20 protein-coding genes are annotated in these 23544 nt (G+C 66.6%); 13 read left to right on the forward strand and 7 right to left on the reverse strand.

The window, feature by feature from the left end:
• The first annotated feature begins 12 nt into the window (after positions 1 to 12).
• From ilvC to budA, 5 genes are all read left to right on the forward strand, one after another.
• Entirely contained in the window at positions 13 to 1005 is a 993-nt protein-coding gene (ilvC, locus tag KQH53_19455) for a ketol-acid reductoisomerase (protein ID MCB2228860.1), read from the forward strand.
• Between the two features lie 233 nt (positions 1006 to 1238).
• Entirely contained in the window at positions 1239 to 2633 is a 1395-nt protein-coding gene (gene leuC, locus KQH53_19460) for a 3-isopropylmalate dehydratase large subunit (protein MCB2228861.1), read from the forward strand.
• Positions 2634 to 2916: 283 nt separating this feature from the next.
• Entirely contained in the window at positions 2917 to 3540 is a 624-nt protein-coding gene (gene leuD / locus KQH53_19465) for a 3-isopropylmalate dehydratase small subunit (GenBank protein ID MCB2228862.1), read from the forward strand.
• Complete coding sequence (locus tag KQH53_19470) at positions 3537 to 4529, forward strand: isocitrate/isopropylmalate dehydrogenase family protein (GenBank protein ID MCB2228863.1); 993 nt, start codon at positions 3537 to 3539, stop codon at positions 4527 to 4529. Before leuD ends, KQH53_19470 begins: the two co-directional genes overlap by 4 nt.
• 3 nt (positions 4530 to 4532) lie before the next feature.
• The gene (budA, locus tag KQH53_19475; GenBank protein ID MCB2228864.1) at positions 4533 to 5315 is read left to right on the forward strand and encodes an acetolactate decarboxylase; all 783 of its coding nucleotides are present in this window, start codon (positions 4533 to 4535) and stop codon (positions 5313 to 5315) included.
• Between the two features lie 82 nt (positions 5316 to 5397).
• On the opposite strand, the gene KQH53_19480 is transcribed toward budA, so the two are convergent.
• Together KQH53_19480 and KQH53_19485 are read right to left on the reverse strand one after the other, a co-directional pair.
• The gene (locus KQH53_19480; protein MCB2228865.1) at positions 5398 to 5583 is read right to left on the reverse strand and encodes a hypothetical protein; all 186 of its coding nucleotides are present in this window, start codon (positions 5581 to 5583) and stop codon (positions 5398 to 5400) included.
• 55 nt (positions 5584 to 5638) lie between these two features.
• Complete coding sequence (locus tag KQH53_19485; protein MCB2228866.1) at positions 5639 to 6562, reverse strand: AEC family transporter; 924 nt, start codon at positions 6560 to 6562, stop codon at positions 5639 to 5641.
• Between the two features lie 134 nt (positions 6563 to 6696).
• On the opposite strand from KQH53_19485, the gene KQH53_19490 reads away from it, so the two are divergent.
• Together KQH53_19490 and KQH53_19495 are read left to right on the forward strand one after the other, a co-directional pair.
• The gene (locus KQH53_19490) at positions 6697 to 6888 is read left to right on the forward strand and encodes a hypothetical protein (GenBank protein ID MCB2228867.1); all 192 of its coding nucleotides are present in this window, start codon (positions 6697 to 6699) and stop codon (positions 6886 to 6888) included.
• A gap of 8 nt (positions 6889 to 6896) precedes the next feature.
• Positions 6897 to 8831, forward strand: a complete 1935-nt coding sequence (locus KQH53_19495) for a GNAT family N-acetyltransferase (GenBank protein ID MCB2228868.1) — start codon at positions 6897 to 6899, stop codon at positions 8829 to 8831.
• Positions 8832 to 9236: 405 nt separating this feature from the next.
• Here the strand turns inward: KQH53_19495 and KQH53_19500 are convergent, their stop codons facing one another.
• Positions 9237 to 10220 carry a LytTR family transcriptional regulator gene (locus KQH53_19500; GenBank protein MCB2228869.1) on the reverse strand — a complete coding sequence of 328 codons (984 nt, stop codon included), beginning with the start codon at positions 10218 to 10220 and terminating at the stop codon, positions 9237 to 9239.
• Positions 10221 to 10623: 403 nt separating this feature from the next.
• Here KQH53_19500 and KQH53_19505 point away from each other — a divergent pair, with 403 nt between their 5' ends.
• Positions 10624 to 11781, forward strand: a complete 1158-nt coding sequence (locus tag KQH53_19505) for a hypothetical protein (GenBank protein MCB2228870.1) — start codon at positions 10624 to 10626, stop codon at positions 11779 to 11781.
• Positions 11782 to 12294: 513 nt separating this feature from the next.
• Here KQH53_19505 and KQH53_19510 read toward each other — a convergent pair.
• Entirely contained in the window at positions 12295 to 13239 is a 945-nt protein-coding gene (locus tag KQH53_19510) for a LytTR family transcriptional regulator (GenBank protein MCB2228871.1), read from the reverse strand.
• A gap of 352 nt (positions 13240 to 13591) precedes the next feature.
• On the opposite strand from KQH53_19510, the gene KQH53_19515 reads away from it, so the two are divergent.
• Entirely contained in the window at positions 13592 to 14749 is a 1158-nt protein-coding gene (locus KQH53_19515) for a hypothetical protein (protein MCB2228872.1), read from the forward strand.
• 392 nt (positions 14750 to 15141) lie between these two features.
• Here KQH53_19515 and KQH53_19520 read toward each other — a convergent pair whose 3' ends face one another.
• From KQH53_19520 to KQH53_19530, 3 genes are all read right to left on the reverse strand, one after another.
• Entirely contained in the window at positions 15142 to 15996 is an 855-nt protein-coding gene (locus KQH53_19520) for a class I SAM-dependent methyltransferase (GenBank protein MCB2228873.1), read from the reverse strand.
• 210 nt (positions 15997 to 16206) lie between these two features.
• Complete coding sequence (locus tag KQH53_19525) at positions 16207 to 16842, reverse strand: class I SAM-dependent methyltransferase (GenBank protein MCB2228874.1); 636 nt, start codon at positions 16840 to 16842, stop codon at positions 16207 to 16209.
• Positions 16843 to 16881: 39 nt separating this feature from the next.
• Positions 16882 to 18189, reverse strand: coding sequence for a purine/pyrimidine permease (locus KQH53_19530; protein MCB2228875.1), 1308 nt, complete (start codon positions 18187 to 18189; stop codon positions 16882 to 16884).
• A gap of 163 nt (positions 18190 to 18352) precedes the next feature.
• On the opposite strand from KQH53_19530, the gene KQH53_19535 reads away from it, so the two are divergent.
• The 4 genes from KQH53_19535 to KQH53_19550 all read left to right on the forward strand — a co-directional run bounded on the left by KQH53_19535 (position 18353) and on the right by KQH53_19550 (position 23541).
• Complete coding sequence (locus KQH53_19535) at positions 18353 to 18508, forward strand: hypothetical protein (protein MCB2228876.1); 156 nt, start codon at positions 18353 to 18355, stop codon at positions 18506 to 18508.
• Between the two features lie 76 nt (positions 18509 to 18584).
• On the forward strand, positions 18585 to 21590 hold the full coding sequence (locus KQH53_19540) for a phosphoribosylformylglycinamidine synthase (GenBank protein MCB2228877.1): 3006 nt from the start codon (positions 18585 to 18587) through the stop codon (positions 21588 to 21590).
• Positions 21590 to 22435, forward strand: coding sequence for a phosphoribosylformylglycinamidine synthase subunit PurQ (locus tag KQH53_19545; protein ID MCB2228878.1), 846 nt, complete (start codon positions 21590 to 21592; stop codon positions 22433 to 22435). Before KQH53_19540 ends, KQH53_19545 begins: the two co-directional genes overlap by 1 nt.
• Positions 22432 to 23541, forward strand: a complete 1110-nt coding sequence (locus KQH53_19550) for an HD domain-containing protein (GenBank protein ID MCB2228879.1) — start codon at positions 22432 to 22434, stop codon at positions 23539 to 23541. Before KQH53_19545 ends, KQH53_19550 begins: the two co-directional genes overlap by 4 nt.
• Positions 23542 to 23544: the final 3 nt, after the last annotated feature.

Below are 23544 nucleotides of genomic sequence, written 5' to 3' on the forward strand. Positions count from 1 at the left end.
AGAAACAAAATCATGAGCGTTAACATCTTCTACGAGAGCGACACCAACCCCAAGCTGCTGGCCGACAAACGCATCTGCGTGCTGGGCTACGGCAGCCAGGGCCGCGCCCACGCCCGCAACCTGGCCGACAGCGGCCTCAACGTGGTGGTGGGCCTGCGCGAGGGCTCCTGGTCCTGGGACGTGGTCAAGGGCGACGGCCTGGAGCCCGCCGAGGTTTCCGAGGCGGTCAAGGGCGCGGACATCATCTGCTTCCTGCTGCCCGATCCGGTGCAGCCCACGGTGTACGAGGAGTACGTGGCCCCCAACATGAAAAAGGACGCCACCCTGCTCTTCGCCCACGGCTTCAACCTGCACTTCGGCCAGATCACCCCGCCGGCGGACAACGACGTGATCATGGCCGCGCCCAAGGGCCCGGGCAAGCTGGTGCGCGACCTTTATGAGCAGGGCCAGGGCGTGCCCTGCCTGGTGGCCGTGGCCCAGGACGCCTCGGGCTCGGCCATGCAGACCGCGCTGGCCTATGCCTGGGGCATCGGCGGCGCGCGCGCCGGGGTCATCGAGACCAGCTTCGCCGAGGAGACCGAGACCGACCTGTTCGGCGAGCAGGCTGTGCTCTGCGGCGGCCTGGCCTCGCTGATGAAGGCCGGCTTCGAGACCCTGGTGGAGGCGGGCTACGCCCCGGAGATGGCCTACTTCGAGTGCATCCACGAGACCAAGCTGATCATCGACCTGATCTACCAGGGCGGCCTCAAGAAGATGCGCCGCTTCATCTCCGACACCGCCAAGTACGGCGACATCACCCGCGGCCCCCGCGTGGTGCCCGAAGAGGCCAAGGCCGAGATGAAAAAGATCCTGGGCGAGATCCAGGACGGCACCTTCGCCCGGGAGTGGATCCTGGAGAACCAATGCAACCGCCCCCGCTACAACGCCCTGCTGCGCAAGGACGAAGGCCACCAGATGGAAGAAGTCGGCGCAAAATTGCGCGGCATGATGAAGTGGTTGGCCTAGGCGGAGTCCTACTCCGGGCTGCGGCGCGCGTTTCGCCGATCGCCGCCCTCGACGTACGCGATTAGTACGCCTCGGGGCGGCGATCGGCTGCAACAACGCGCCTCGCGCCGGACTAGAACCCCGCACGGGGCGGGCCGTCTTCCTTGCTTTAGTAGGATGGCGGCCGTGATATATTGAGCATTGTTTCCACCAAACCCGACACCGGGCCCTTCCGGTAAGGCAAAGGACTTCCCGTGCCCACGCTGCTTGACAAAATCTGGGACAATCACCTGGTGCGCCGCGAGAGCGGCCGGCCGGACCTGATCTACATCGACCGCCACCTGGTGCACGAGGTCACCTCGCCCCAGGCCTTCGCCGCCCTTCGGCGCGACGGCCGCAAGGTGCGGCGGCCCGACCTGACCTACGCGGTGTGCGACCACGTGATCCCCACCGACTCCACGGCCCGGCCCCTGGCCGACGAGATCGCCGAGAACCAGCTCGCCTCCCTGGAAGCCAACACCAAGGAGTTCGGGGTGCCCTACTTCGGCTGGGGCCAGGAGAACAACGGCGTGATCCACGTGACCATGCCCGAGCTGGGCCTGGTACTGCCGGGCAACACCGTGGTGGCCGGCGACAGCCACACCGCCACCCACGGCGCCTTCGGGGCCCTGGCCTTCGGCATCGGCACCAGCGAGGTGGAGCACGTGTTGGCCACCCAGACCCTGCCCCAAAGCAAGCCGCCCTGCCTGGCCCTTAGGGCCGTGGGCGCGCTGCCCGCCGGGTGCGGCGCCAAGGATCTGATCCTGTACTTCATCGGCTTCTTGGGCGCGGCCGGGGCCACCGGCTACGCCATCGAATACCTGGGCGAGGCGGTGAGTGGCCTGTCCATGGAAGGCCGCATGACCCTGTGCAACATGTCCATCGAGGCGGGGGCGCGCTCGGGCATGGTGGCCCCGGACGAGACCACCTTCGCCTGGCTGAAAGGCCGCCCCTACGCCCCCAAGGGCGAGGACTGGGACCAGGCCGTGGCCTATTGGAAGACCCTGCCCTCCGACCCCGGCGCCAAGTATCAGCGCGAGGAGAGCGTGGACCTCGCGGGCATGGAGCCCATGGTCACCTGGGGCACCAACCCGGGCCAGGTGGCGGGGGTGAACCAGCCGGTGCCCGACCCGGCCTCCTTCCCCGGTGAGGCGGCCAAGGCGGCCAGCGAGGCCCAGGCCTACCAGGGCCTGAAGCCCGGCGACAAGCTGAGCGAGGTGGGCGTCGACTACGTGTTCATCGGCTCCTGCACCAACGGCCGCTTGGAAGACCTGCGCGAGGCGGCGGCCATCGCCAAGGGCAAGAAGGTGGCCGACAACGTCACCGCCCTGGTGGTGCCGGGCTCCATGCGGGTCAAGGCCGAGGCCGAGGCCGAGGGCCTGGACAAGATATTCAGCGAGGCGGGCTTCCAGTGGAGGCAGCCCGGTTGCTCCATGTGCCTGGCCATGAACCCGGACGTGCTGCCCGCGGGCAAGCGCTGCGCCTCCACCAGCAACCGCAACTTCAAGGACCGCCAGGGACACGGCGGCCGCACCCACCTGGTGGGCCCGGCCACCGCCGCGGCCAGCGCCCTTAAGGGCCGCCTGAGCGATCCGAGGGAATTTATGTAGGGAGAAGAGTGGGGGGAGGCTTTTTGAAAAAAGCCTCCCCCCACGCCCCCCTCAAAAAACTTTGCGTATTAATGGCGAAGCTTGCTTTGCCTGCGGCCAAGCGGCGCTTCGCCATTAATACAGAGTTTTGAAAAACCGGCTGCGTTATGGCCGCTCTCGCGGCGGGCGCAGCCCGACCGAGCGCGGCCATAACGCGCGGAGTTCTTTGGGAAGGGGTCCGGGGAAACCTTTTCTTGCAAGAAAAGGTTTCCCCGGAAGCTCTGACCCGCAAGCGAGAAGCGAGATGCAGAAATTCAACAAGTTCACCGGCGTGGTGGTTCCCCTGGACATGGCCCACGTGGACACGGACCAGCTGGTTCCCAAGCAGTTTTTGAAGCGCACCGAGCGGGAGGGTTTCGGCGAGGTGCTGATGTACCATCATCGTTTCGACGATGCGGGCAACGAGGTGCAGGAATTCGTGATGAACCGGCCGCACTACCGGGAGGCGACGATCCTCTTGGCGCGGGAGAACTTCGGCTCCGGCTCCAGCCGGGAGCACGCGCCCTGGGCCTTGCAGGACTACGGCTTCCGGGTTCTTATTGCGCCCAGCTTCGCGGACATCTTCAAGAACAACTGCTACAAGATCGGCCTTTTGCCCATCGAGCTGGAGACGGCCTTGGTGGACGACCTGTTCAAGCGGGTGGAGGCCACCCAGGGCTACGCCATCACCGTGGACCTGAAGGAGCAGACCCTGAGCGGTCCGGGCGACTTCGCCTGCATCTTCCCGGTGGACCCCTTCCGCAAGCAGTGCCTGCTGGAGGGCCTGGACGACATCGGCCTTACGCTCACCCATGAGCAGGCCATCGTGGATTACGAGAAAGAGCACGCGGCGCCCTGGCAGGCGGCGGTGAGCGGAGGACAGCAATGAGCAAGCAGCGGATCGCGGTCATCGGCGGCGACGGGGTAGGCCCCGAAGTGGTGGAGGCCCAGCTGGCGGTTTTGGACGCGGTGGGCGCGCCCTTTGAGTACACCCAGTTCGACGCGGGCGACGACTGCCTGGAGAAAACCGGCAAGGCCCTGCCCGAGGAGACCCTGGCCGGGGCCAAGGCCTCGGACGCGGTGATCTTCGGCGCGGTGGGCAACAGCGCGGCCCAGGTCATTCTCAGGCTGCGCCAGGAGCTGGGCGCCTGGGCCAACCTCAGGCCCTCCAAGGCCTATGAGGGCGTGGATTGCCTCCGGCCCGAGACCGACATGATGATCGTGCGCGAGAACAGCGAAGGGCTCTACATCGGCGAGGAGGGCGAGCGCGGCCCGGGCGTGGCCACCGCCCTCCGGGTGATCAGCGACAAGGCCTCCTACCGCATCGCGCGCTACGCCTTCGAGTTCGCCCAGACGGCGGGCTATGAGAAGGTGACCGCGGTGCACAAGGCCAACGTGCTCAAGAAGACCGACACCGTGTTTCTGGAGGCCTGCCGCCGGGCGGCGGGGGAGTTCCCGGGCGTCAAGTACGAGGAGGCCCTGGTGGACTCGGTGGCCATGCGCATGATCCTCAAGCCCAGCGACTTCCAGGTGATGGTGACCACCAACCTCTTCGGCGACATCCTCTCCGACCTGGCCGCCGGGCTCATCGGGGGCTTGGGCATGTGCCCCAGCGCCAACCTGGGCGACGGCCCGGCCCTGTTCGAGCCGGTGCACGGCTCCGCGCCGGATATCGCGGGCCAGGGCAAGGCCAACCCCACCGCCGCCATCCTCTGCGGGGCCATGCTGCTGCGGCACCTGGGCCACGGCGATAAGGCCGATCGGGTCGAGGCGGCCCTGGCCGCCTGCCTGGCCGCCGGCGAAACCACCGACGACCTGGGCGGCTCCTTGAGCACCATGGGCATGGCCGAGGCGGTCATCGCCCGCCTGGGGGCTTAGGCCATGGGTCCCCGCGCCTGGCTCATCATCCTGCTCCTGTCCTTGGCCCTGGCCGCTCCGGCCGCCGCCGCCCAGGACCGCGACGCCCTGTATCAGGTGTCGCTGTTGGACGCGCTGTTGGCCGGGGACTACACCGGCTCGGTGAAGGTGGGCGAGCTGACCAACCACGGCGACCTGGGCCTGGGCACCTTCGACGCCCTGGACGGCGAGATGGTGGTGGGCGGCGGGGTGGTGTATCGCATCGACATGCAGGGCAAGCCCCAGCCGGTGCCGCCCGAGACCACCACGCCCTTTGCCCAGGTGACCTTCTTCGACGCCGATCTGACCTATCCCGTGCCCAAGGGCCTGGACTACGCGGGGCTCCAGAAGTGGCTGGCCTCGCGCCTGCCCAGCGCGAACTACATCTACGCGGTGCGCGTCACCGGGGTCTTCGACCGGGTCAAGGCCCGTTCGGTGCCCCGGCAGGCCAAGCCTTACCCCACCCTGGCCAAGGCCTGCGAGAAGCAGGCGGTGTTTGAGTGGAAGAACCTGCAAGGCGAGCTGCTGGGCTTCGTCTCCCCGGCCTACATGAAGGGCATCGGCGCGCCGGGCTGGCATTTGCACTTTTTGGGCGCGGCCAAGCAGCGCGGCGGCCACCTGTTGGGCGTGACCATCCGCGAGGCGCTGGTGGAGGTGGACCTGACTCCGCGCTTTTTGCTGGTGCTGCCCCATGGCAAGGAGTTCATGCAGCTGGACCTGGGCCAGGACCGGGAAAAGGCCCTGAAGAAGGTGGAGCAGGGCAAGTAGGCCCCAGACCACGACTGACCAAGCAAAACGGCCAACCCTCTTTAAGAGGGTTGGCCGTTGAATTTTTTTGCGGGAGTTGGGGCTACTTCTTGTTCAGCTTGCTCTTGAGCCGCCAGATCTCCGAGGCATAGGCCGCGGCCACCACGATCACCGCCAGCACCAGGAAGGTCCACCAGGGCGTGGTCTTGTGGAAGAAAAAGCGCCACAGTACGAAGCCGCCCACCAGGCCGGCCCCGGCCCGGATGAGGAACACGGTCATTTTGCTCATGGGGACCTCCTTATGCCGCCTGTTTTAGCATGAAGCGGCCCCGGGCGCAAAAGGATCAGGCGAACAGCATCAGGACGACGGATAGCGATATGAAGCTGAGCAGCGTGGAGAGTACTATAGCCGCGCCGGCCAGGTCCGCGTCGGAGTTCATCTGGGTGGAGAGGATGTAGGCGCTGGTGGCCGTGGGCAGGGCCAGGAACACCAGGGCCACGGCCAGGCCCATGCCGTGGACCCCCAGCAGGCTCAGGAAGGCCCAGCCTATGAGGGGCAGCACGGCCAGCTTGAGCAGGCTGGACACGAAGCTCAGGGCGGTGCGCCCCCTGAGCTTGGCCAGGGCCAGGGAGTTGCCGATGGACAATAGGGCCAGGGGCAGACTGAGCGCAACGGACAAGGCGAAGGAGCGGTCCAGGAACACCGGGAACTTGAGGCCCGAGTGGGCCCAGGCGATGCCCGCCAAACAGGCCAGGATCAGGGGGTTGACCAGGATGGCCTTCAATACCAGCTTGGCCTTCTGGGCCCCGCTGAACTCGGCCTGGGAATACCAGACCAGAGTGCTCACCGCCAGCAGGTTGATAAAGGGGATGGCCACCGAGATGATCACCCCGAACAGGCCGATGCCCTCCTCGCCGAAGGCCGAGAGCACCACGGCCATGCCGATGTAGGTGTTGAAGCGGTAGGAGACCTGGCTGAAGGTGCCGGCCCGGTAGGGGCTCACCTTGGCCAGGCGGCAGTAGAGCAGGCTCAAGGCCCAGGTGGCGGCCACCGCGGCCAAGACCGCGCCCACCAAGCCCAGGGGCAAGACCAGCTCGCTGCCCACCGCGCCGATCTTCCAGAACAACAGGGCCGGGAAGAACACGAAGTAGTTGAGCCGGTCCGAGGCGCTGAAAAAGGCCGGGGGCGCCCAGCCCTTGAGGGCCAGGGCCTTGCCCAGGGCGATGAGCACGAACACCGGCAGCACATTGTCCACGATTTGCGACAAGGAATGGTCCCCTTCCCCCACGGGCGTTGTGCCCTGATTATCCAACCCGCCCCCCCCGGCGCGCAACCCCCGCTCTTGACCGTTGGGGCCCGCCAAGACAAGATAGAGAAGTTAATCGACGCCAAGGAGGCAACATGGTGCAGCATCCCAAGGACCTGATCAAGGACCGCCCCCTCCCCGAGGGCTTCGACCCCGGCAAGGAGCTGTGGGAGCGGCTGATAGACGACATCGCCGAAAATGGCGCTCCCTGCCTGGAAACGGTGGAACGTCTGGTGGACCAGGCCTGCCACCTGCCGGCCAATCTGGAAAAGCCCGAAAAGGAATAGGCAAGCTTATGGCCTGGGCCGACCATTACCGCTCCCGTTTGATGACGGCGGAAGAAGCCCTGGAGCGCCTGCGCTCGGGCAGCGGAGTGCTCATCGGCTCGGGCTGCGGCGAGCCCCGCCATCTGGTGAGCGAGCTGGCCCGCCTGGCGGGCCGCTTCCGCGACTTGCAGGTCATCCAGGCCATCAGCGTGCCCTCGGGCGCGGCCGGGCCCGATCCCTTTGCCGACGCCGAGGGCTTCACCCTGCTGCGCTTCTTCGTGGCCACCGGGGCCCGCCAGGCGGTTAGCGAGGGCGCGGCCGACTACGTGCCCCTGTATCTCTCCGATCTGCCCGAGCTGATCACCTCGGGCCGCTTGGGGGTGGACGCGGTCTTGGTGCAGGTGAGCCCGCCGGATGAGCATGGCTGGTGCTCCTTGGGGGTGGCGGTGGATGTCTTGGGCGAGGCGGTGGAGCAGGCGCGCCTGGTCATCGCCCAGGTGAACCCGGCCATGCCCCGCACCCTGGGCGACAGTTTCGTGCCGGTCAGCCGCCTGGATTGCATCGTGGAGCAGGAGGAGCCCATCCTGAGCTTCAATCAGCCCGCGCCGGGCGAGGTGGCCAAGAAGGCCGCCCGCCAGGTGGCCCGGCTGATCCCGGACGGGGCCACGGTGCACATGGGCCTGGGCACCATGGCCCAGGCGGTTCTGGCCGAGCTGGGCGACCGCAAGAACCTGGGGGTGCACACCGACGCCCTCACCGAGGCCTATCTGCCGCTCATCGAAAGCGGGGTGATCACCGGGGCGGGCAAGACGCTCTATCCCCGCAAGGTGGTGGCCTCTTTCTGCCTGGGCGGGGAGAAGCTTTTGCGCTTCGTGGACAACAACCCCCAGGTGATGATGCTGCCCACCCGCGAGGTCAACGACCCGGCGGTGATCGCGGCCAACCACCGCATGATCTCGGTGCACGAGGTGTTGGAGGTGGACCTGACCGGCCAGGTCTGCTCGGCCGACCGGGGCGGGCGGGTCTATGCCGGGGTGGGCGGCCTGGTGGATTTCATGCGCGGGGCCTCGGCCAGCCCCGGCGGCCTGGGGGTGGTCATCCTGCCCTCCCTGGCCCCGGACGGCTCCAGCCGCATCGTGCCCCGCCTCAGCGCCGGGGCCGGGGTGGCGGTGACCCGCGCCGGGGTGCGCTCGGTGGCCACCGAGTACGGCGCGGTGTACGTGCACGGGTTGTCGCTAAAAGAACGGGCGGTGGCCCTGATCGACATCGCCCACCCCAACCACCGCGACGCGCTACTCACCGCCGCGCGCCAGGAGGGGCTGATCAGCGATCGCCAGATCCTGGCCCCGCTGTTCACCGGGGTCTACCCCGAGCACTACGAGCAAGCCGCCGAGCTCAAGGACGGCAGCCACGTGTTCATCCGGCCGGTGAAGCCCACCGACGAGCGCATGGTGCAGGAGTTCTTCTACTCCATGAGCGACCGCGAGGTGTATTACCGTTTTTTGCACGCCACCAAGGCCTTCCCCAAGAAGGACATGCAGAAGATGGTCAACATCGACTATCACCGCGAGATGTCCCTGTTGGCCCTCACCGGGGATTTCGGCTCCGAGCGCATGGTGGGGGTGGCCCGCTACGTGTTGGGCGACGAGGGAAGCCCCGAGGTGGACTTCGCGGTGGCTGGCGAGATGCAGGGCAAGGGCCTGGGCCGCGCCCTGATGAGCGCGGTGATCAATGTGGCCAGGGACCGGGGACACAAGGTGGTGAGCGCCTACGTGATGCCCGAGAACATCGCCAGCCTGAGCATTCTCAAGACCATGGGCTACGCGGTGAGCGGCCTGGTGAGCCAGGGGGTCATCGAGCTGCATCTGCACCTGGACCAGCCGGTCAAGGAGCCCCAGGTCAAGATGAAATACGACGAGCGCTTCCGGGTGGACGACAAAGAGGAGCCGCTCAGCCGTATCTGAGCCTTTTACCCGCCCCACCAGCGAACCGAGATTGCCGCGCCGCTGCGCTCCTGGCAATGACGGCCATGGCTGCAATTAATTCCCCGGGTGGCCCAGACAGCTTGCCTGTCTGGGTCGCCGAGCCTTGGCGAGGCGACAAGAGGTCCGGCGGGCGGCCTCGATTTCAGGGGGAACCCTCGGTAGGCCCGTCAGCTCTGTTTCAAGCAGAGATTGCCGCGTCGCTGCGCTCCTCGCAATGACAAGGGTTGTTTTTAATTAGTTGAGAAGGTGTAGGGGCGGGGTTTATCCTCGCCCGAGGGTGCTTGGAAAAAAGAAAAGGCGGGGATAAACCCCGCCTCTACAAAGATTTTCTATTACCGGCCGCTATCGAATCTCCCCGCTCCCCGCGATGACAAACTGATTCAGTTACTTGTCCGGCTTGCCTTCGGCCAGGCGCTCCCGCAGCGCGGTCCGGCGGCGGCGGCTGACGGGCAATGCCGCCCCGGCCACGGGCAGCACGGCCAGGTACTGCCCCTCGCTGCGCTCCAGGCCGCTCACGTGCCTGAGGTTGACCAGGTGGGAGCGGTGGATCTGCACGAAATCACGCTCCGGCAGCTGCTCGGTGAGGCTCTTGAGGGTCATGCAGGCGAAGAGGTTCTTGGGGCCCTCGCCGCCCAGGTAGTGGATGCGGCAGTAGTGGTCCTCCACCGTGACATGGGTGATGCGGGCCAGGGAGATACGGCTCTGGCGGCCGTCGTGGCTGATGCTGATCGCCGCCGGGGGGGCCGGGGCCTCGGCGGTCTGGGCCACGGCGGCCGTGGGCTGGGGCGCGGTGCGGGCGGCGGCGGCCCGTTGGCGCAGCACCTTTTGCCAGGCCAGGGCGCTGCGGATCACCGCGAAGGTGGCCACGGTCCAGGCCGCGCCGCAGAACAGGAGCATGTTCAGCAGGCTGGGCCGCAGGTGGGGGGCTTGGCGCAGGAAGGCCACCAGGTCGGGAGCGTAAAAGGGCACCAGGTGGACCATGAGCAGGCGGTGCAGCAAGAAGCCCAGCAAAAAACCCAGCCCCCAGACCATCCACTGGCGGGCCACGGTGCGCTGGTCGTAGGCGCTCCAGCGGGGCAGGAGCAGGCGCAGCGCCACCTCGGCCAGGATGACCCCGGCGAGGTAGGTCAGGGACAGGTGCAGGGCGTAGGTGAAGTAGAAGGTCAGGTGGTCGAACATGAAGGCGTGGTGGCGCAGCAGGGCCTTGCCGGCCAGCACCGCCATGAGGAAGAAGAAGCCGAGCTGATAGTACAGGAGCCTCCGGTGGGCGGGATGGGCGCAGAAGTTGCCCAGGGGCCGCCGCAAATAGGCCAGCGGCAGATGCCAGAGGCCCCGGAGGGGGGGTGGGAATGTTGCCAGGGCGGCCATGGTCGTCTCTTACTGTGGGTGCCTGAGTGGCGGGCAGATGGCCAACTAGTCGCCGTTAAGGAAAATTTTAGCCTAACCCGCCGCTGAGAGCAATGCGTATGCGCGCCTCGCGGGCGGCGAGAGCCCACCGTTGGCGAAAAAGCGCCCGCCGCCCGCGCAGGGCGGCCTCCGACGGCGTAACCTCGCTTGAGACCTCCGCAAGTCTTCCTGATGATTGGCAATACAGGACGCGCTTTCCAGGGGCCTTTTTCGGCCCCGAGGGCGGTTCCTGGCCGTGGCGGCCGCCCCGGCCGGCCGAGTCGGGGGTGAGCCCGGCCCGGAAAGGGTGGCCGCGGGCCCGGCTCCTCTTGGCTGAAGGGGCCGGTGAGAGATCTCAACCAATGTTTCAGGAGGAAGGGTCGATATGAAAAAGTGGCTTATCCTTACCCTAGCCGTGATGCTGGGGTTGGCGGCGGCGTCTCCCGCCTGGGCGGTGGACACCTCCACCTACACCTTTGAGCTGCAAGCTCGTATGCTCACCGACATCGGCTGGTGGAACAAGAGCCAGGAGCTGACCAACAACGGCTCCGACGACGTGGGCACCTGGTTTCTGACCTTGCCCGGCCACAGCTACTTGCAGGCGCGTTTCTACAGCGTAGACAAGAACGTGGGCGGCCGCATCGAGCTGGGCCTCAAGAGCGTGCAGCCCGACGCCACCGTGAGCCTGCGTTACGCCTACGCCTATTGGCGGGTGGGCAACTGCCGCATCCTGGCCGGCCAGACCGACAACTGGTTCGGCTCCCTGGCCTATCACATCCGGCAGTACGTGGGCCTGGAAGAAAACGCCCACCTGTTGATGTTCGGCTGGGGCTTCCTGTGGCCCCACCGCGTGCCGCAGGTGCAGTTCACCTACAACACCGACAAGTGGGGCATCCAGTTCGCGCTGGAGGAGCCGCGCCAGAAGACCAACCTGTTCGACGCGGGCGGCACCACCGACGCCGCCTTCATGTTCCCCCGGGCCAGCCTCACCTTGATGTTCAGGTACGGCGGCTTCATGACCCACCCGGGCTTCAACTTCGTGAACCACAAGTACGAGTCCGGCAGCACCGGCGCCTTTGACGACTCCTACAACACCTGGGCCTTTGTCCTGCCCATCAAGTACACCATCGGCGCCTTCACCCTGAAGTTCCAGGGCCACTACGGCATCAACTTCGCGACCGAGTATCCCTTCTTCCCGGTGGATCTGACCCAGCCCTATCGCAACGGCATCGACACCGGCGGCATCGACGACACCACCATCTACGGCGGCGTGCTGGCCGGGGAATACCAAATCGGCAAGATCATGGTCACCGGCGGCGTGGGCTACGAGAACTTCTCCAACGACGCCTGGTCGGGCAAGAACGGCTACTCCAAGGACGAGAACGTGCGCTTGGGCGCCTTCATCGCCGTGCCCTACCAGTTCACCAAGAACTTCGGGGTGCACCCGGAGTTCTCTTACTACTCCTATGGCGACGACCCCAAGACCGGCAACGGCATGGGCAACGAGTGGCTGCTGGGCGTGCAGTTCCGCTTCGTTTTCTAAACTCCTTTCCAACGCCCGAAATCACCCCATGGGGGCCCGGCGCCATCCGGGCCCCCACTTTATTGGGGTGGGTGAAAAAGTGTTTTTGGTTGGCCGGCGGCTTGTCTGCCGGGGTTGCGTGGCGTCAGGGGCGCAACAAGAGAGGCTTCCGGCTTGGTCCGACCGCATGACAATTCCAAGGAAGATTGCCACGGCGCGGCGGGAGTAGCCGCCCGCTCCGGGCCGCCCACCCGGCCGCCGCGCCTCGCAATGACAGCTATGGCTGGATGGGGCGGGCGGGCACCCGGCTAGGCCCGGCCCAATTTCCTTTTTCCTAACCTCTTTTTTAGGCCTGCGCTCCCTCCTAGCGGGCAGAGATTGCCGCGTCGCTTCGCTCCTCGCAATGACAAGGGTTTATTTGGTTTAGTCAATGCAGATGTAGGGGCGGGGTTTATCCCCGCCCGAGAGAGTTTGGCAAAAGAAAAGGGCGGGGATAAACCCCGCCCCTACACCGGAAAAGACCCTTATTAAGGCCTACTTGTCCGCCTTGCTCTTGGCCAGGCGCTCCTGTAGCTCGCTCCAGCGCTGGCGGCTGATGGGCAGCTCCACCCCCGCGGCGGGCAGCTCGGCCTGGTACTTGCGCCCGTCCTTGCTCAGCCCGCCCAGGTGGCGCAGGTTGACCAGGTGGGAGCGGTGGATCTGGGCGAAATCCTCGGGCGGCAGCTCTTCGGCCAGGCTTTTCAGGGACATGCAGGCAAAGAGGTTCTTGGGGACCGCGCCGTCCAGGTAGTGGATGCGGCAGTAGTGGTCTTCCACGGTCACGTGGGTGATGCGCTCCAGGGGGATGCGGGTCTGGCGGCCGTCGTGGCTGATGGTGATCGCCGCCGGGGGGGCCGGCTGGGCCGGAGCCTGGCCGGCCTGGGGCGCGGCGCGCTTTTGCAGCTTCAGGGCGGTCTGCAACACCGCCAAGCTGGCCAGCAGCCAGGCCGTACCGAAAAAGGCGAATATTTCTATTTGGCTGGGGCTGGCCTCCGGGTGGGTGCGCAGAAACTCCACCAGCCAGGGGGCGTAGTAGACGATCAGGTGGCTGGCCACCAGGCGGTGGAGCAAATACCCCACCACAAAGCCCGCCCCCCACATGACCCACTGGCGGGCCACGGTGCGGCGCTCATAGGCGCTCCAGTCCGGCAAGAAGCGCTTGAAGGCCCAAGCCGCCAGCAGGATGCCGATGAAGTAGTTGACCGCCAGGTGCACGGTGTAGGTGCAGTAAAAGGCCAGGTGCGCGGTGAGGAAGTCCCGCTGCCAGGTGAGGGCCGCGCCGGCCATCACCGCCAGCAGAAAGAACAGGCCCAGCTTGTAATAGAGAAGCTGCCGGTTGGTGGGGCTGGCCACGAACGAGGCCAGGGGCCGCCGCAGAAAGGCGCGGGGCAACCGCAGCAGGGTTTGCCAAGACTCGGGTGGAAACACTTGCGCCGCCATGGCTATGTCCGGATTCCGGGTGCAGCGGCCGTATGGGCCGTACATCCCTCCCTTTGTCCTAGATTATAACCCTACCCCGGGGGCCGGGCAACGCCGGGAGCCCTTTCGTCAATGGGCAGGGCGTCCCATTCGCGCACAAACCGGGCCGGCTGGCGCACAAACCTCCCGCGCCGCGAAAGCCGCCTTGCGGCTCCTGCCTATCTTCCCAATGATTAAACGCACATAAGCCGCTTTCTCCGGCCTGGCGGGCCGGGGTGAGCCCGAGGCAAGGGAGGGCGGCACGTTTCCGGGTGGCTCTTGGAAACGCGAAAAACAAACCTTGGAAGAATCAACGAGAGGAGACCTGGTCACCATGAATAAGCTATTTACCCTAGCCCTGGCGGCGATGCTGGTGGTGGCGGCGGCGGTCCCGGCCCTGGCCGTGGATCCCTCCACCTACACTTTCGAGATGGCCGCCCGTATGCTGACCGACATCGGTTGGCAGCAAAAGAGCCAGGAGCTGACCAACAACGGCTCCGACGACGTGGGCTCCTGGTTCCTGAACCTGCCCGGCCACAGCTACCTGCGCGCCCGCTTTTTCAGCGTGGACAAGAACGTGGGTGGCCGCATCGAGCTGGGGCTCAAGAGCATCGACGCCTCGGCCACGGTCAGCCTGCGTTATGCCTACGCCTATTGGCGGGTGGGCAAGTGCCGCATTCTGGCCGGCCAGACCGACAACTGGTTCGGCTCCACCGCCTACGCCCCCAAGCAGTACCTGGGCCTGCAAGAGAACTCCCACCTGCTGATGTTCGGTTGGGGCTATTTGTGGCCCGGCCGTGTCCCCCAGGTGCAGCTGACCTATGACACCAACAAGTGGGGCGTGCAGTTCGCCCTGGAGGGCCCCCGTCAGAACGACAACTACTACGACTCCGAAGACACCACCGACACCGTCTACCTGTTCCCCCGCGCCAGCCTGACCTTCATGTACAAGCACGGCGGGTTCATGACCAACCCCGGATTCAGCTTCGTGCAGCACCGCTACGAGGCCGGCAACTCCGGCGCCTTTGACGATCCCTACAACACTTGGGCCGTGGTGCTGCCCATCAAGTACAGCATCGGCGCCTTCACCGCGAAGTTCCAGGGCCACTACGGCATGAACTTCGCCACCGAATATCCCTTCTACTCCGCCACCTGGACCAAGCCCTACCGGGCCGAGATCACCTCCGGCGAGATCGAGGACACCGCCATCCTGGGTGGCATGCTCTCCGGCGAATACACCATCGGCAAGCTGATGCTCATCGGCGGCGTGGGCTACGAGAACTTCTCCAACGACGCCTGGTCCGGCAAGAACGGCTTCTCCAAGGACGAAAACGTGCGCATGAGCGCCTTTGTCGCCACGCCGTACCAGTTCACCAAGAACTTCGGCATCCACCCCGAGCTGGCCTACTACTCCTATGGCGACAGCCCCAAGACCGGCGAGGACCTGGGTAACGAGTGGCTGCTGGGCGTGCAGTTCCGCTTCGTCTTCTAAGCTCCTTTCCAACGCCCACCAAATCACCCCAAGGGGGCCCGGCGCCATCCGGGCCCCCTTTTTTGGTTTGTGATTGTGGGCTATTACAGCTTTGGAGCGCCTCCTAGCGGGCAGAGATTGCCGCGTCGCTTCGCTCCTCGCAATGACAAGAGTTTGTTTGCATTGGACAAGGCGGATGTAGGGGCGGGGTTTACCCCCGCCCGAGAGAGCGCCGGACAGAGCAAAGGGCGGGGATAAACCCCGCCCCTACGCCGGAAAGATTTTCTTTCACCAACCGCCTCCTCATCCCCCTGCCCCCTCCTGGCGAACAGAGATTGCCGCGTCGCGGCAAGGCCGCTCCTCGCAATGACAAACCTTGATTGGACGGCGGATTCTGGTGCGCCGCGCGGGCCTCAGACCCAGGCGGTGGCCAGGTGGTAGAGGTCGCCCACCATGAGGCCGTCGGAGCGGCCCGCGAAGTAGCGCTCGTTGATCTGCTCTTTGCCCAGGTCCTTCACCAGGCTGAAGCCCAGCTCGTCCAGCAGGGCGGTCATCTCGGCGGGCGCGAAGTTGGTCAGCCAGGGCTCCCCGGCCGCGGCCGAGAACCCGGCCAGGGCCTTGTAGGCCAGGCGGCCCCGCATGTCCAGGACCTCGGGCGACTGAGGATAGTCCAGGACCACCCCGGAGCCCGGGGGGCAGGCGGCAATGTAGCCCAGGGTGGCCTTGATCGCCTCCAGGGTGAGGTAGGGCGTGACCCCCAGCCAGGCGAACAAGGACGGCACCCCGGGGTCGAAGCCCGCCGCTTCCAGGCCCGAGGCCAGGGTTTGCTCATGGAAGTCCACCGGCGCGTAGCTGAGTTCCGGCGGCGCGGCGATGCCCGCCTGGGCCAGGCGCTCCCGTTTCCAGGCCTGGGTGGCCGGGTGATCCACCTCGAAGACCCTTAGCGCCTCGGGCGGGTGGGGGTTGCGATAGGCGAAGGTGTCCAGGCCCGCCCCCAGGATCACGTACTGCCCCACCCCGTGCTCCAGGCCGGCGGCCAGCTGGTCCTCGGCCAGGCGGCTGCGAGCGGCGGCGAAGGCCCGCAAAAAGCGCGAGGCCGGCGAAGACTCGGCCAGGGAGGGCTTGGCGATGAGGGCGGCGGCCTTGTCCCGCCCCAGCATGGCCAAGGCCAGGGGGTCTTCCAACACCGGGGGGTGGTCCAGGAGCTGATGGGCCGCGCGGTGCAGAGCCATGCGCTCGGCGGTATGGCTGGCTTTATCCTCGATCATGGATTCCCCCTCCCGATTTGGCGCGAAAAATGCGGGCTAAATTTAAAAGTACCGCCGGGGGCGGCCAAATACAGCGGCGATAATCACGGCGGAAATTGGTAAAATAATAGGCAAGAAAACAGGTTTCCCCCCGCTTTGCTCCCTCGCTTTCTCCAGGTTCCCCGGACGCCGGGGCAGGAGTCCGTTTTTTCCTCGCCGCCAAGGCGGCTGCTATGTGACCGCCTTGCTGCACACCGCGCAGTAACTGACCTTTCGCGCGCCTTTCCTGGAGATGACCTCGGTATCCTCCAGGGAGCCATGACCTGCGAGAAGCTCCTTCATGTCTTGGGTGGAATAATATTTGAATACGTCCTTGTTGAGCGGCATCTTTTCCATTTCGCTTTTCTCGTGAAACCCGATGATCAGCCTGCCGCCCGGCTTCAACACCCGATGTATTTTCGCAAGGATTGCTTCCGGGTTTTTCCAAAAATAAACTGTGTTTACCGTAAACACCTTGTCAAAGGCATCGGGCTGGAAGGTGACCTGTGCAAAGTCCCCCAAGTGGATTGCCACCTTGCCCCGCTTGATATGCCGGCGGTTGTTTTTGTGAGCCAAGGCCACCATGGACTTGGAAAAATCGATGCCCTCGATCAAGGCGCCGGTTTCATGGCCGGCAATCCGCTTGATTAGCAGTCCCGTGCCGCAGCCTATTTCCAGGATGTGCTCGTTTGCCGCCACGGCCAAACTTTCAAACGTCAGGTCGTTCAGCTCGGCGTTGCCTTTTTCGAAAACCCGTGACATGTAAAAGCGGCCGAAAACGCCGGTGGGCTTTCTCGCCTGCCTGGAAAAAAACGTCGCGTAATTCATCTCAATTCTCTGCAAATAAAGGCCGCGGAGCGGGTGGGTCTATTTGCCCCTGAGCAGCACATGCTCCATCAGCAAGGCCAGAATCAGGCCCATCACAAAGCCGTTGCCCAGGATGGGCCGCAGATAGGGGTGGATCTGGGACCTGATCTCCGGGGGCATGAAGCTGACCACGATGCTGGCGATGAGGGCCACCCCCAGGGTGGCTCCGCTGGTCCAGGAGGGCGCCCCGCCCTCGGGCAGGAGCACGTGCAGGGCCGCGTAGACGCTCTGGGCCATGAGGGTTAAGAGCACCGCGCCCACCACCGGCTCGGGCACCAGGCCGAACAGGGCCAGCCCGCCGGGCCACAGGGCCAGGAGAAAGGTGGCCCCGGCGGCGGGCAGCAGGGTCCAGCGGCTGGCGCTCTTGGAGCTTATGACCATGGCCGGGCTCACCGAGTAAGTAACCTGGCCCAGCACTCCGCCCAGCCCGGCCAAGACCCCGCCCAGGCCCGAGGCGGCCACGCCCCGGTTGGCCCGCGCGGCCATATCGCCGGTCTTGATGATGCGCCCGGTGCTCTCGATGGTGGCCAGCTCGTTGCTGATCAGGGCCAGGTAGCAGAGCAAGAAGGCGGCGATCACTCCGGGCTCGAACTCCAGGCTCACCGGCATGAGGCTGGGCAGTCCGGCGGCGGCCCCGGCCTCCCAGGCGGGCCAGGGCTCCAGGCCCATGGCGTAGTAGATGAAGCTGCCTGCCACCAGGCCCATGAGCAGGGCGGCGGAGGACCATAGCCCCTTGAGGCGGAACTGGGCCAGGAGCATGATGAGCACCAGGCCCAGGCCGAAGAGGAAAGGTCCGGAGACGGCCGCTCCCGCCGCCGGGGGATGGTATAGCAGGTCGCGCATGGTGGGGGTGAGGCTAACCGCCACCAGGAGCAGGCTGGAGGCCAATACCGGGGGGGTGTAGAAGCGGCCCAAACGGGCGGCCAGGCCGCTGAGCCCGGCCAGGGCGGTGACCGCCCCGCCCAGGGCCATGGCCCCGGCCACCGAGGCGGGTCCGCTGGCGATGGTGGCCAGCACGCCCACGATCAAGACCGCCGCCGGGCCCGCCAGGCCGGGCAGGCGGTGGCCCCAGAGCACCTGCACCACCTGTGTGATGGCCGTGACCAAGAGGAGGCGCTGCATGAACTCGATGCGGCCGGCCGCGTCCAGGCCCCAGGCCAGGCCCACCACCTGGCCCAGCACCAGCAGGCCGGGGATCAGCACCACCAGCCACTGGGCGGCCAGCACCGTGGTGGTGGCCGGACCGGGCCAGGAATCCAGGGAGTGGATGATCTCCAGGCGCTGCTCTTGGGGCTCACGGTTGGACATGGCCCCATTATCGGCCAGGCAGGCCCGCTTTGCCAGGGGCTTTGACGGCCTTGTGCCCGCCTGGGCGGGGGGATAACATTGGGGCGCGGGGGCGAGGAGGTCTGGTTTCGGCAGGCTCCCCAGCCGTCCGGCCACCGGCCTCGACTAGAGGATTTTTTTAAATGTGGGCCAACCGATGATCGAGTTCATACAAAGCCTCCCCCTCTGGGCCATCAAGGCCGGAGCCCTGGCCTTGGGCCTGCTTCTGGCCGTGGGCGGAGGGCTCTTGTTCTTCTGGTGGTTCAAGAAGCTGGCCGCCAAGCTGCCCGAGCGGGAGTGAGCCTTGCCAGGTGGCCAGGGGCTTGTTAAGATGATGTTTTCCCTGAACGAGGCAGCTTCGAATACAGCGAGGACGCATGGCTAGACGCCTGGAGATAGGGCTCAAGCCCCGGCTCAACGACCCGGCGGGCGGCGGACTGGCGCACAAAGCCAAGGCCTATTTGGGCCTGGCCTTGGAGCGGGTCCGGGTGCTCCGGGTGCTCACCTTTGATACCCACCTGAGCGATGCCGAGCTGGAGCGGGTGCGCGGGGAGATCTTCACCAACCCGGTGACCGAGATCAGCTCCTTTGCGCCCCTGGCCGATCAGGTTCTGCCCGGCTTCGACTGGGCCCTGTGGGTGGGCTACAAGCCCGGGGTCAAGGACAACGAGGGAGCCACGGCCATCGAGGCCATGGCCGACGCCCTGGGGCGGAGCTTCGGCGAGGACGAGGCGGTCTACTCCAGCCGCTTGTTCCTCATCGAGGCCCCCAAGCTGAACCAAGAAGGCGCCGAGCGCATCTGCCGCCGCCTGTTGGCCAACGACCTGATCCAGACCTGGCGGGTCATCCCGGCCAAGGACTGGAACCCGGCCCAGGGCATCGGGGTGGTCATCCCCCGGGTGGAGCTGGCCCACCAGCCCAGCGTGAAGAGCCTGGCCATCGGCTCCGACCCCGAGCTATTAACCCTCTCGGCCGAGCGCGACCTTTTCCTCAACCCGGCCGACGTGCCGGTGATCCGGGCCTATTTCAACGACCCGGCGGTGCGCGCCCAGCGCCAGAGCGTGGGCATGGGCGACCCCACCGACGTGGAGCTGGAGTACGTCAGCCAGGCCCGCTCCGACCATTGCAACCACAACACCTTCGGCGGCCGCTTCATCTACCAGGACCTGGTGAGCGGCGAGAAGAAGGTGGTGGCCAACCTGTTCAAGGAGACCATCAAGGAGCCCACCGAGAAGCTGGCCGCGGCCAAGGACTGGGTGGTGAGCGTCTTGTGGGACAACGCCGGGGTGGCCAAGCTGGACGACGAGTTCAACTACGTGATCACCGGCGAGACCCACAACAGCCCCAGCAACATGGAGGCCTACGGCGGGGCCATCACCGGCATCGTGGGGGTCTACCGCGACCCCATGGGCACCGGCAAGGGCTCCAAGCTGGTGGCCGGTCTCTGGGGTTATTGCGTGGCCCCGCGCGACTACGACGGCGAGCTGACCCCGGCCCTGCACCCCCGTCGCCTGCTGGACGGCATCATCGAGGGGGTGCGCGACGGGGGCAACAAGAGCGGCATCCCCACGGCCAGCGGGCTGCTGCACTTCGACCCGCGCTACCTGGGCAAGTGCCTGGTGTTCGTGAGCGCGGTGGGGGTGATTCCCGCCACCATCAACGGCGAGCCCACCGAGCAAAAGACCACCAAGCCGGGCCAGCTGGTGATCATGTGCGGGGGCCGGGTGGGGGCCGACGGCATCCACGGGGTGACCGCCTCCAGCGCGGGCTACAGCGAGAACACGCCAGCGGGCCACGTGCAGATCGGCGACCCCTACACCCAGAAGAAGATGCACGACTTTCTCCTGGAGGCCCGCGACGCCGGGCTGGTGCCCTACCTCACCGACAACGGCGGGGGCGGGCTCTCCAGCTCCGTCGGCGAAAGCGCCCGCTTCAGCCCCGGCGCGGTGGTGGACCTGAAGCAGGTGCCGCTCAAGTACGAGGGCCTGGACCCCTGGCAGATCTGGGTTTCCGAGAGCCAGGAGCGCATGACCGTGGCCGTGGAGCCCGAGGACGAGGCCGCCTTCATGGACCTGGCCGACAAGCACCAGGTGGAGGCCACGGTGATCGGGCGCTTCACCGGCGACGGCAAGCTCCGCCTGGACTACGGCGAGGATGTCTGCTGCTACGTGGACGTGGAGTTCTTGGAGGAGGGCTTCCCCCAGTGGGAGTTCGAGGCCCTTTGGACCCCGCCCGAGGCGCGGGGCCTCAGCGAGCCGGTGATCAGCCCGCCCCAGGACTTTGGCGGCCTGGTCTTGGATCTGTTGGACTCGCCCAACCTCTGCTCGCGGGAGTGGATCAACCGCCAGTACGACCACGAGGTGCAGGGCACCAGCCTACTCAAGCCCTTCTGCGGCCGCGACCAGGACGCCCCGGCCGAGGCCTCGGTGATTTTGCCGGTCTTGACCAGCAAGGTGGGCCTGGCCATGGCCCAGGTCATCGCCCCGGACTACGGCACCATCGACACCAAGGCCATGGTTCAGGCCAGCATCGACGAGGCCTACCGCCGCCTGGTGGCGGTGGGCGGCGACCCGGAGCAGGTGGGCGGGGTGGACAACTTCTGCTGGCCCAGCATCCAGTATCACCCGGTGACCAACCCGGACGGCCGCTACAAGGCGGCCCAGTTGGTGCGCGCCTGCTGGGGGCTCAAGGAAGCCTGCGAGGCCCTGGAGATTCCGCTCTTGTCGGGCAAGGACTCCATGTACGTGGACGGCACCCTGGCGGCGCGCTACGGCTCGTCCCAGCGGGTGAGCGGCCCCTGCACCATGATGTTCACCGCCACCGCGCCGGTGCCCGACCTCACGGCCCTGCAAAGCCTGGAGCCCAAGGTGGCGGGCGACTACGTCTACTGCCTGGGTGTCACCAAGAACGAGCTGGGCGGCAGCGCCCTCTACGGCCTGTGGGACCAGGTGGGGCTCAACGTGCCCTTGGTGGACTTAAAGGCCACCAAGGCCCTGGGCGCTGGCCTGCACCAGGCGCTCAAGGAGGGCATGGTGGCCTCCAGCGCGGTGGTGAGCCGGGGCGGCTTGGCCCTGTGCCTGGCCCGCATGGTCCTGGCCTCGCGCCTGGGCCTGGAGGTGGACCTGGACTGCCTGGAGGTGGGCGGCCAGGTGAGCGCCATGCAGCGGCTGTTCAGCGAATCCACCGGCCGCATGCTGGTCACGGTGCCTTCCAAGCGCTGCAATGAGTTCGAGGATATGCTCGAAGGTGTGCCCTGGGCCCGCATGGGCCGGGTGGTGCGCGGCGGCGAGCTCACCGTGGGCTACAACGGCCAGCGCGTGCTGGCCCTGAAGGGCGACCAGATGCGCCGCGCCTGGCGGCGGCGCTTCGGGAGGATGGTGTGATGCCGGGCGTGGATAACGTGAAAGCCCTGGTGCTCACCGGCTTCGGGCTCAACTGCGACTGGGAGACCGCCCACACCCTGCGCCTGGCCGGGGCCGAGGCCCACCGGGTGCACATAAGCGACCTGACCGGCACCGCCAAGCGCAAGGCCACGAAAACCCTGGATGATTACCAGATACTCGTCTTTGACGGCGGCTTCGCCTGGGGCGACGACCACGGGGCCGGGGTGCTCCTGGCCACCCGCCTGGGCAACCACCTGGGCGATCAGCTGCGGGCCTTTTTGGAGCGCGGCGGCCTGGTCATGGGCATCTGCAACGGCTTCCAGGCCCTGGTGAACCTGGGCCTATTGCCCATGCTGGACGGCTGGAAGCGGCAGGTGGCCTTGGCGGCCAACGACTGCGGCAACTTCCAGGACCGCTGGGTGGAGCTTTTAGTCGAACCTCAGAACGCCTGCCTGTTCACCAAGGGCATGGACCGCCTGGACCTGCCCATCCGCCACGGCGAGGGCAAGCTGGTCTGCGATGAGGCCACCCTGGCCGAGCTGGAAGCCAAAGGCATGGTGGCGGTGCGCTACGGCAACGGGCGCGGCAAGCGGGCCGACGGAAAATGGCCGGCGAACCCCAATGGTTCGCTCAATGATATCGCTGGCATATGCGACCCCACCGGGCGGGTTTTCGGGCTGATGCCCCATCCCGAGGGCTTTTACCGCGCCTCGCAGCACCCGGATTACACCCTGACCCGCGAGCGGGCCCGCCGCAAGGGCAAGGACAGTGACCCCCTGGGTCCGGGCGCGGGCCTGGCCATGTTCGTCAACGCGGTCAAGGCCGCCCGGGAGGGCCTGGCGTGACCCCTGCCGGACCGCCGCTGAACAGCATCGAACCCGGCAGCGAGCTGACCGGCAGCTACCTCCTGCTGCGCTGCTCCCTGGGCACCACCAAAAACGGCAAGCCTTACGGCATGTTGCGCCTGGGGGACCGCACCGGGGAGGTGGAGGCCAAGCTCTGGGACCGGGCCGAGGAGCTACTCTCCGGCCTGGAGCCGGGCATGGTGGCCGCGGTGAGCGGCAAGGTGGATTCCTACCAGGGCCGCACCCAGGTGGTGCTCAACCATCTGGCCCACGACCCGGCCTGCGAGCCGGCCGAGTTTCTGCCCGCCAGCCCGGTGCCCCTGGCCGAGCTGCAAGCCGGGCTGGCCGAGGCCCTGGCCTGGGTGACTCAGCCTGACTTGAAGCAATTGCTCGAATCTGTTTTCGTGGCCGACCGCGAGTTCGCGGCCACCTTTGAGCGCGCCCCGGCCGCCAAGGGGGCCCACCACAACTATGTGCACGGACTCCTTGAGCATACGGTCTCTTGCGCCCGGGCGGCCCGCGCCTCGGCCGCGCTCTATCCGGGCGAGATCGAGGCCCAGGTGCTCATCGCCGGGGCCCTGCTGCACGACATCGGCAAGGTGCGCGAGCTGACCATAGGCCCGCCCATCGACTACACCGACGAGGGGCGCATGGAGGGGCATCTGGCCCTGGGCCTGCGCATGCTTGAGGTCAAGATGGCGGCGATCCCGGAGTTTCCCCCCCGCCTGGCCGAGCACCTGCGGCACATGATCCTGAGCCACCACGGTGCCTATGAGTTCGGCAGCCCGCGCAAGCCCAAGACCGCCGAGGCCTTGGCGCTCAACTTCGCCGACGACCTGGACGCCAAGATGAACATGGCGGCCAAGGCCCGCCGCGAGGCCGGGCCGGGCCATTGGAGCGAGTACCACCGCCTGCTGGAGCGCTTCCTCTACGTGGGCCCCGGCCCCCTGGAGGGCCTGGCCCCCGGCGAGGCGATTGACGAGCCCGTCGAGCCCGGGGAAGCCGCGCCCCCCGAAGAGCCGCCCAAGGCCAAGCGCAAAAAACGCGCCGCGCCCGAGGCCCCGCCGGTCCCGGACCTGTTCGCCGGGTCCGGAGAGGGAAGCTAGGCC

The organism is Desulfarculaceae bacterium, from assembly GCA_020444545.1.
Taxonomy (GTDB): domain Bacteria; phylum Desulfobacterota; class Desulfarculia; order Desulfarculales; family Desulfarculaceae; genus Desulfoferula.

Bases quoted from the DNA above. Each gene is read 5' to 3' on its own strand.
- ilvC (MCB2228860.1), top strand. From the start codon at position 13: ATGAGCGTTAACATCTTCTACGAGAGCGACACCAACCCCAAGCTGCTG.
- leuD (MCB2228862.1), top strand. From the start codon at position 2,917: ATGCAGAAATTCAACAAGTTCACCGGCGTGGTGGTTCCCCTGGACATG.
- KQH53_19470 (MCB2228863.1), top strand. From the start codon at position 3,537: ATGAGCAAGCAGCGGATCGCGGTCATCGGCGGCGACGGGGTAGGCCCC.
- budA (MCB2228864.1), top strand. From the start codon at position 4,533: ATGGGTCCCCGCGCCTGGCTCATCATCCTGCTCCTGTCCTTGGCCCTG.
- KQH53_19480 (MCB2228865.1), bottom strand. From the start codon at position 5,583: ATGAGCAAAATGACCGTGTTCCTCATCCGGGCCGGGGCCGGCCTGGTG.
- KQH53_19490 (MCB2228867.1), top strand. From the start codon at position 6,697: ATGGTGCAGCATCCCAAGGACCTGATCAAGGACCGCCCCCTCCCCGAG.
- KQH53_19495 (MCB2228868.1), top strand. From the start codon at position 6,897: ATGGCCTGGGCCGACCATTACCGCTCCCGTTTGATGACGGCGGAAGAA.
- KQH53_19500 (MCB2228869.1), bottom strand. From the start codon at position 10,220: ATGGCCGCCCTGGCAACATTCCCACCCCCCCTCCGGGGCCTCTGGCAT.
- KQH53_19505 (MCB2228870.1), top strand. From the start codon at position 10,624: ATGAAAAAGTGGCTTATCCTTACCCTAGCCGTGATGCTGGGGTTGGCG.
- KQH53_19510 (MCB2228871.1), bottom strand. From the start codon at position 13,239: ATGGCGGCGCAAGTGTTTCCACCCGAGTCTTGGCAAACCCTGCTGCGG.
- KQH53_19515 (MCB2228872.1), top strand. From the start codon at position 13,592: ATGAATAAGCTATTTACCCTAGCCCTGGCGGCGATGCTGGTGGTGGCG.
- KQH53_19520 (MCB2228873.1), bottom strand. From the start codon at position 15,996: ATGATCGAGGATAAAGCCAGCCATACCGCCGAGCGCATGGCTCTGCAC.
- KQH53_19525 (MCB2228874.1), bottom strand. From the start codon at position 16,842: ATGAATTACGCGACGTTTTTTTCCAGGCAGGCGAGAAAGCCCACCGGC.
- KQH53_19530 (MCB2228875.1), bottom strand. From the start codon at position 18,189: ATGTCCAACCGTGAGCCCCAAGAGCAGCGCCTGGAGATCATCCACTCC.
- KQH53_19540 (MCB2228877.1), top strand. From the start codon at position 18,585: ATGGCTAGACGCCTGGAGATAGGGCTCAAGCCCCGGCTCAACGACCCG.
- KQH53_19545 (MCB2228878.1), top strand. From the start codon at position 21,590: ATGCCGGGCGTGGATAACGTGAAAGCCCTGGTGCTCACCGGCTTCGGG.